Origin of the sequence: Rhodococcus sp. SMB37 (assembly GCF_004345605.1) — a bacterium.
In the GTDB taxonomy this organism is placed as follows: Bacteria; Actinomycetota; Actinomycetes; order Mycobacteriales; family Mycobacteriaceae; genus Rhodococcus.
Window position 1 is genome coordinate 192,624 of record NZ_SLVY01000012.1, and the last position, 8,522, is coordinate 201,145.

Sequence of the window (8,522 nt, forward strand, 5' to 3'; positions counted from 1 at the left end):
CGGCTGGCGATTGTGGGGCCTCGATGCCGTGGACATCACAGCGCGAAACGAATCCGTACCCCGGTCACCGCGCGGTGGATCCCACGGTGACCGCCGCTGCACCGGGCCCTGTTCCGTAACGGCCGGCGCCGCCGTCGAACTGTTCGCGCAGGGCCAGCACCGTGGTGCTCCGCCCCGCTTCGCGGTCCAGATTGTCGACGGTGGAGAGTCCCGCGGACAGGGCCGCATCGGCGCGGACCACAGCGAGAGGACCGTTGCCGACGGCCGATTCGGGTCGGCCGGCAAGCACGGCACCCGCGCCACGAGCGTCGACGGCCGCCGCGAAACGGGCGATGAGTGCCCCGCGGTTGCCCCCGTCGATGTCCTCGACACCGCTGCCCGTGAGCATCAGGGCGGACTGGGCAGGCTCGACGGCTCCGTCGTAGGAGATGAATCCACCGCTGCGCAGCGCGGACAATGCGAGTTCGCGTTCCTCCGGGGTGCTGCGAGGCACACCGGTCTCGGGATCGACGAGCAGTACCGCGCCGAGCAGGTCGCCCGCGAGGCTGCCCGGATCGACGGCGCCGGTCTGCAGTTGCACACCGGCGGGAATGATATTGGTGACAGTGGTGCGGAGCATGTCGGCTCCGGCGGCGTCGAGGAACGATTCCGTCAACGACAGTCGCCCGCTGACGGTGCCGCCCGCGGAGGCCACAGTGCGCATCACCGCGTCGAGATCGGCTGGGTCGGTATCAGGGGTCGTCACCACGAGAACCGTCCGATCTACGAGCTCGTCGCGTACCACGCGCGGTGCGACAGTGGCGTCGTAGTCGTCGGTGGCACGCAGCTCGGAGTCCAGCCGGTTGGCTCGATCATGTTCGGCCTGAAGTTCGCGGCCCATGTCATCTTTGTCATCGCGCAAACCGGCCACGAGGCTGTTCGACAACAGCCCCGAGCCGAGAACGACGCCGAGACCGAGTGCCAAGAACACCGCGATCAGGGAGACCGCGTGCTGGCGCATCGAAATCACTCGAACTGACCCCGAACCCACTCGACGGAATCGGCCGACCAGGTCGTGACCCAGTCGACGACGTCGCCACCGAGATTGGACACGACCAACGCGGCGATGACAGCGATCAGTGCCGCGAAGACGAGCAGCGCGATCACACCACCGGAGACCCGGCTGCGATACAGGGTGGCGACGGCTTTCGAATCGACCAGTTTCGGACCGACCTTCAGGCGCGTCATGACCGCCGACGGATTGGTGTCGCGGCGACCCTGATCGAAGAACTCGTCGAGAGAGACCGTGCTGCCCACGGTGACGACCAGTGCTGCGCCGTGATGGTCGACGAGGAGGAGCGCGAGGTCGGTGGACGTGCCGGCCGCGGGGAACGTCATCGCACCGATCCCGAGATCCTGGATGCGTTCGAGTCCGGGGGCGTGCCCGTCCGGGTCGGCGGGCAGAACCACCTCCGCGCCGGACTGGAGGGTGGCGGTACCGATACCGTCCGGGTCGCCGATGATCAGGTCGGGTCGATAGCCGGCCTTGGTCAGGGCATCCGCACCGGAGTCCACGCCCACCAGGATCGGTGAATACTCCTTGATGAAGGGCCTCAGGTTCTTCAGGTCCTGCGCATGGTCGGGTCCGCCGGTGACCACCACGACGTGTCGATCCTGCAGGTCGAGGTCGATCTCGGGGATACCCACACCGTCGATGAGCAGCGGGCTCTCCGACCGGATGAATTCGATGGTGTTGCCCGAGAACGCCTCGAGGTGGTCGACCAGTCCGGTCTTCGCCTCGATCATGCGATCGGAGATCTCGGCTTCGGTCTGTTCCTCACCTTCGACGAGCAGACGGTCCCCGGCGTAGATCCCACCCTCGTGCAGCCGGACCTTGGCGCCGTCCTTGACCTTCTTGAACAGATCCGACCCGACACTGTCGATCAGGACGATGTCGTTGGCGACGAGGACTTCCGGGCCGAGGTTCGGGTATCGACCGGAAATCGACGCCGAGGCGTTGACGACAGCGGAGACCCCCGCTTCGACGAGGGCGTCGGCGGTGACCCGATCGAGGTCGACTGCGTCGAGGATGACGATGTCGCCGGGGCCGACCCGGCGGACCAGTTTCGCGGTGTTCTTGTCGACCCGGGCGATACCGCTCACTCCGGGCAGCGTTTCATTGTTGCGGGACAGCAGCGCCGGCATCTTCATGGTGAGAATGATGCTCCTGAGGTGCGATGCGATTGTGGAGGCGCGCCGGACGACGCGGGGTTTCACCCTGCGTCACACCGCGACGATCGCGACCCTGTTCAGCTCACCCGCTCGGCGTGCGCCATAGCAAGCAACTCCTCCGCGTGCGCCCGGCCTGTCTCCGTGTCGTCGAGCCCGGCGAGCATCCGGGCCAGCTCGGTGACCCGCTCCGTGTCGGTCAAGGTGCGCACCCCGCTGCTCACCACACCCTCCGCGTCGTCGACCTTGTCGACCACCAGATGAGTGTCGGCGAACGCGGCGACCTGCGGCAGGTGAGTCACCACGATGACCTGGTGCGTGCGCGAAAGCCTGGCCAGACGGCGGCCGATCTCCACCGCGGCACGGCCACCGACACCGGCATCCACTTCGTCGAACACCATGGTGGCGCCGCGCTCGGAGGCGGCGAGAACCACTTCGAGTGCCAGCATGACCCGCGACATCTCACCACCCGACGCACTGCGTGCGATGGGCAGGGCCGGCGCACCGGCATGAGCGGCGAGCCGGAACTCGACGTCGTCGACGCCCGACTCCCCCGCGTGCAACGTACGGTCGCCCACGGGAAGAGGAGCGGAATCCCCCGTACCGGCCTCGCGGTCGCGTACGTGCACATCGAGCACTGCACGACCCATCGCGAGCCCGGCGAGTTCCTTGCTCACGGCCTTCGCGAGCTTGGTGGCCGCCTTACGTCGCGCCGTCGTCAGCGCACCGGCCGCGTCGGCGGTCGCCGCAGCTTCACTGTCCACTTCGCCTGCGAGTTTCTCGAGCGCCTCGGAAGACACGTCGAGTCGCGACAGTCGTTCGCGCGCATCGTCCGCCCAGTCGAGCACCCCGTCGATGTCGGCTGCGTACTTGCGGGTGAGAGTCTTCAGCTCGGCCTGACGGGTCAGCAGCGATTCGAGTGCACCTTGGTCGGACGGAAGATCGCCCAGATAGCCGGAGAGGTCCGCGGTCACATCGGTGATGACCGTGATGGCCTCAGCCAACCGCGGGCCGAGTTCGCGCAACGCCGGATCGTCGCAGCCCTCGACACGGGACCGGGCTTCACCGAGCAAGTCCAAAGCGGACGCGGCCTCTCCGGCGTCGGCACTGTCGTATCCGGCCAGCACGCCGTGTGCAGCCGCAGCCGCCTCACGAAGTGAGTCGAGATCCGACAGGCGTAGGACGTCGGCGACGATCTGTGCGTCCTCGCCTCGCTGAGGAGCGACCGAGTCGATCTCGTCCAGCCCGAACTGCAACCGGTCCGCTTCCTGGGCCAATTCGCGTGCCCGGTTCGTGCGGTCGAGGAGTTCGGCGCGGGCATCGAGCCACCGCCGCCGATGTGTGCGGTAGCGCTCTCGCAGCGCCGTGATCGCCTTGCCGCCGAATCGGTCGAGGGCGGCACGCTGCTGGTCGGGACGCAGCAGCCGAAGCTGATCGTTCTGTCCGTGCACCGTCAGGAGCGGATCGGTGAACTCGGCAAGCAACCCGACCGGGATGCTGCGGCCCCCGAGGTGCGCTCGGGACCCCCCGTCGCTGTTGACGGTGCGCACCGCGATGATGCTGCCGTCGTCGTCGCGTTGCGCTCCTGCCGATTCGAGCAGTCGTGCCACTTCCTTCTCGACATGACTGTTGCCTGCGGCCACGCTGAATCGGCCTTCGACGACAGCGCGCGACGCGCCGACCCGCACCCGTGCCGAGTCGGCGCGCACGCCGGACAGCAGGTGCAGGCTGGTAACGACCATGGTCTTGCCGGCACCGGTCTCGCCGGTCAGCACCGTCAAGCCTCCGTCGAACCGGGCACTTGCCTCGGTGATCACACCGAGGTTGTCGATCCGGATCTCTGCGAGCACCTAGAGTTTCCTTCCCCGCCAGCCCTTCACCGGAAGTTCGAACTTGCGCACCATCCGGTCTGCGAACGGCGCCGAATCGAGCCGCACCCATCGAACGGGATGCTTCCCACGGACGACCTCGAGACGGCCTCCGGCCGGGAGTTCGAGCGTGCGGCGCCCATCGCAGAACACCAGCCCGGCATGGCTTCCCGCAAGGGTCTCCACCGCAATGATCGATTTCGGGCTGGTCACGAGCGGACGCGCAAACAACGCGTGGGCGTTGCTCGGGATCACCAGTAGCGCTTCGAGTTCCGGCCACACGATCGGGCCACCCGCGGAGAACGCGTAGGCCGTCGATCCGGTCGGGGTGGCGATGAGCACCCCGTCACCCCCGAAGGACGAGACCGGACGTCCATCCACTTCGAGAACCACTTCGAGGACGCCGAGTCGCGATTGATTCTCGAGACTCGCCTCGTTGAGTGCCCACCCGCGGTCGACGATCACATCGTCCACTCGGATCGTCACATCGAGAGTCATCCGGTTCTCGACCGAGTACTGCTGTCGCACCACCTGATGCAGGGCTTCTTCGAGGTGGTCCGCCTCAGCCTCGGCGAGGAAGCCGATCCGGCCCAGATTGATGCCGAGGACCGGCACAGACGCGTGCTGTGCGAGCTCGGCTGCACGCAGGAAGCTACCGTCGCCGCCGAGAACGATGACCATCTCGCATCCGGCAGCCGCATCGGGACCCGATTCGACGATCCGGATCATGCCGCCGGGAACTTCCACTGCTCCGGTGCTGATCGCTTCGTCCTCGAGGATGCGCAGGACGATCCCGGCATCGCCGAAGAGTTTCGCGACCCGCTGCGCGGTTGCGGCGATCTCCTCCCTGCCCGAGTGCGACACGAGCAGAACCTCGCGGCCCTGCGTCCCGGGCGCCGATTCGCCCGACCCTGTTGTCACTGAGGTCCTTCCTGCACCGCTTGTTCGATGAGTTCGACCACGCTCGTGTCGAGATCTCCCGTGTCCGGCTCTCCCGCCCTAAGCCACAGGAAGTACTCGACGTTCCCCGACGGACCGGGTAGCGGGCTCGCGACCGCGCCCAACGTGCGGAGCCCGAGTTTCTGGGCGTCGCGCGCCACGTCCAGCACCGCTTCTGTCCGCAGCGCCTGGTCGCGCACGACACCACCGCTGCCGACGCGCTCCTTCCCCACTTCGAACTGTGGTTTCACCATCGGAAGGAGATCAGCACCCGGCTCGGCGCACCGGACGAACGCCGGGAGCACCAAGCGCAGCGAGATGAACGACAGATCCGCCACGACGACGTCGACCTGTCCCCCGATCGTCTCTGCGTCGATATTACGCACATTTGTTCGATCGATCACATGGACACGGTCATCGGACTGCAGTCGCCACACGAGCTGGCCGTATCCGACGTCGACCGCGACGACCTCCGAGGCGCCTTCGTGGAGCAGCACATCGGTGAACCCACCGGTCGACGCACCCGCGTCGAGGCAGCGCCGGCCCGAGATCTGCAGGCCGGACGGCGTGAACGCCTCGAGTGCACCGATCAGCTTGTGTGCTCCTCGCGAGGCCCATGACACCTCATCGGCTACGTCGTTGACGATCAGCGGGGTGTTCGCCTCCACAGCGGTCGCCGGTTTCGTCGCCACGGTTCCGGCGATGAGAACCCGACCCGCCGCGATCAGTTCACTTGCCTGTTCGCGGGAGCGCGCCAAACCTCGACGTACCAACTCGGCATCGACCCGTGCTCGACGCGCCATGTCAGATCTTGTCCACTGTCGACAGTGCCTGGACCAGCACGTCGTGCGCCTGCTCGAGCAGCTCCGCCTGCCGGCCGATCGCAGCAGCCGGATCGCCGACGGCGCCCTCCTCCTGCACACGCGCAATCAAGCGGTCGACCTCGACGTGCACAGCATCGGGGTCGACACCGGGTGCGGCGCCGGGGAGGTGTTCTCCTGGTCGTGGAATCGACGTGCTCATCGCCGACCACGCTAGTCCATGATCGGTACGACGGACACATCGCACGACCTGTGTCAGGACGCCGGGACCCATTGGGCGACGATACGCCGGGCGACCTCGTCCAGACCCACGATGGTGCCGAAACCCGGGTGTGCCCACGCGATGTCGAGAACGCCCCGCAGCGCCGCCATGGATTCGTCTCCCGCAGCCACTGCGCAGTCTCCGGGTGCAGTGGACGCGAGGTGCAGATCGTCGCCGTCGACGGCGACGGACCAGCCCCTTCCGGGCTCCACTCGCAACTCTGCTGCTGCCGTATCCAGGCATTCCAGGGACGAAGCGACGTAGGTGGGACGCTGATGGGAGGGTGCCCGCAGCAGATCCTCGATCGTGCTCACGCCGGTCAGGACCAGCAGTGAGTCGGCGCCTACAGCGTTGGCACCCTCGATGTCGGTGTCGAGCCGGTCACCGATCACAAGGGGGCGATCCGCCGAGGACCTGCGGATCGCATCCTCGAGCAGGGGTGCCGCGGGTTTGCCGGCGACGATCGGCGTACGCCCGGTGGCCGATTCCAGTGACGCGACCATCGAGCCGTTACCGAGGACGAGCCCACGCTCGGTCGGGAGCGTGGAGTCGACGTTGGTCGCCACCCACAAAGCTCCCGACCGGATGGCGAGCGTCGCCTCGGCGAGGATGCGCCACCCGGTGTCGGGAGAGTGGCCCTGCACGACCGCGACCGGCTGCGCATCCGCGGTCCGGACCGGTTCGAGCGACACCGCGGCGATCTCCTCCGCAAGCGCGTCCGTACCGACCACCAGAACCTTCGATCCGGTGGGGATCCGTTCGGCGAGGAGCCGAGCAGCAGACTGCGAGCTCGTCACCACAGAATCGACGTCGGCGACGAACCCGAGTTCCTGTAGATGCTCCGCGACCTCGATCGGACGTCGGCTGGCGTTGTTCGTCACGTACAACATGCGATCGCCGCCATTGAGGGCCTCACGCGCTCCGGGAACCGCCTCCGCGCCCCGGTAGACGGTGCCGTCCAGATCGAGCAGTAACACGTCGTACCGGGAGCGCAAGGTCTGCGAATTCACAGGTTGTCTCCGGTGAGCTCGTCCACCCGATCCTCTGCGTCGGTGACGCCCTCGAGATCAGCTGCCGCCGAATGCAGGAACCATTGCAGGCCTTCATCGGTACGACCCGCTGCCACCAGCGCATCGGCGTAGGCGTAGAACAGGCGTGCCGCGGCGGTGCCGGTCCGTTCCGGATCGAGATCGGGTGTCTGCAAGGTCACCACAGCCTGATCGATCTGACCGAGATCCATCCGCGCACCCGCGACGACGATGCGCAACTCCGACGCCTCGTCACCGGTCAGCTTGCGTGAATCCTCACTGCGGCCGAGTTCGACAGCCTTCTCGGGACGGCCCAGACCGCGCTCGCAGTCGGCCATGACGGCCAGCAGGCCGGTTCCCCCGGACATCCGGCGCGCAGCCCGCAACTCGGACAGGGCTTCGGCCCACTCCCCGGCGTGGTACGCCGTGATGCCGGCTGCTTCACGCACAACTGCGATACGACCGGCACGCTGTCGGGCGGCACGAGCATGGGACAGAGCGGTCCGCGGGTCGTCGTCGATCAGACGCCCCGCCATGACCAGGTGACGGGCTACGGCGTTCGCGTTCGCTTTGTCCAGGCTCAGCAGGTCGCGGCGGATGGTCGGATCGAGTTCCGAAGCCTCTACGTCGTCCGGCAGGTCGGGTTCGTCCGGACGTGCCTCCCGACGTTGCGGCCGGACCCCTTCGCGACCCTTGGGATCGAATCCGCCTTCGCCACCTCGCCGACGGGGTGCTCCCCCGCCGCCGTGGCGATCCTGGCCACTTCCACGGCGATCCCTTCCGCCACTGCTGCGACGATCGTCCCCGGCACCGCGGCGCTCCGCACCGTAGCCTCCGCGGTTGTCGTCACGAGGACGTCGTTCGTCGGAGGAGCGACGGTCATCGGAAGACCGGTTCGGACGTCCGGAGTATCCGGGGCGGTCGTCACTGCGTCCGAAGCCGGACCCCTGCCGTCCCCGATCATCGCGTCCACGGTCGTCGCGCCGGCGGTCTCCACCGCCGCGCTCGGCACCGGAGCGGTCCTGGCGCGGCCTGTCGCTGTGGGGACGAACGCTGTGGGAATCGCCACCTCGGCGTTCCCCCCCTCGGCGATCGTCTCCGCGCTCACGATTGTCGTCGCGGCCACGAGCAGGCCTACCTTCTCCGCCGTAGGACGGTCGGCGGTCGTCTTTCCGTTCTTCACCGCGCTCATCGCCTCGCCGGCGGTCGTCGCCGCTCCGGCCCGACCACGGAGTGGATCCTCCGCTTCGGAAGGACCTACGTTCGCCGTTGCTGTCGGACACAGGAAAATCCTTTCATGAAAAACACGAAAGGGGACCCACAAATGGGTCCCCTTTCGCAAACGGGTGTTCGGCGGCGTCCTACTCTCCCACACCCTGTCGAGTGCAGTACCATC

General features: G+C 67.3%; 7 protein-coding genes and 1 pseudogene. All 8 read right to left on the reverse strand.

Annotation, left to right across the window (positions count from 1 at the left end):
• Positions 1-64: 64 nt before the first annotated feature.
• The gene (locus tag EV641_RS19610; protein WP_132473931.1) at positions 65-1,009 is read right to left on the reverse strand and encodes a copper transporter; all 945 of its coding nucleotides are present in this window, start codon (positions 1,007-1,009) and stop codon (positions 65-67) included.
• On the reverse strand, positions 1,006-2,190 hold the full coding sequence (gene steA / locus EV641_RS19615) for a putative cytokinetic ring protein SteA (RefSeq protein ID WP_054714399.1): 1,185 nt from the start codon (positions 2,188-2,190) through the stop codon (positions 1,006-1,008). The genes EV641_RS19610 and steA overlap by 4 nt, the downstream gene beginning before the upstream one ends.
• Before the next feature lie 98 nt (positions 2,191-2,288).
• Positions 2,289-4,058 carry a DNA repair protein RecN gene (gene recN / locus EV641_RS19620; protein ID WP_132473933.1) on the reverse strand — a complete coding sequence of 590 codons (1,770 nt, stop codon included), beginning with the start codon at positions 4,056-4,058 and terminating at the stop codon, positions 2,289-2,291.
• Entirely contained in the window at positions 4,059-4,997 is a 939-nt protein-coding gene (locus tag EV641_RS19625) for an NAD kinase (protein ID WP_132473934.1), read from the reverse strand. It abuts the gene before it with no gap.
• On the reverse strand, positions 4,994-5,818 hold the full coding sequence (locus EV641_RS19630) for a TlyA family RNA methyltransferase (protein WP_054714388.1): 825 nt from the start codon (positions 5,816-5,818) through the stop codon (positions 4,994-4,996). The genes EV641_RS19625 and EV641_RS19630 overlap by 4 nt, the downstream gene beginning before the upstream one ends.
• A 1-nt stretch (position 5,819) precedes the next feature.
• On the reverse strand, positions 5,820-6,038 hold the full coding sequence (locus EV641_RS19635; RefSeq protein ID WP_132473936.1) for a hypothetical protein: 219 nt from the start codon (positions 6,036-6,038) through the stop codon (positions 5,820-5,822).
• Positions 6,039-6,091: 53 nt separating this feature from the next.
• Entirely contained in the window at positions 6,092-7,108 is a 1,017-nt protein-coding gene (locus EV641_RS19640) for an HAD-IIA family hydrolase (RefSeq protein WP_132473938.1), read from the reverse strand.
• Positions 7,105-7,923 (reverse strand): annotated as a pseudogene (locus EV641_RS29890) (hypothetical protein); the annotation flags it as partial. The gene EV641_RS19640 and the pseudogene EV641_RS29890, both read right to left, overlap by 4 nt.
• Positions 7,924-8,522 lie beyond the last annotated feature (599 nt).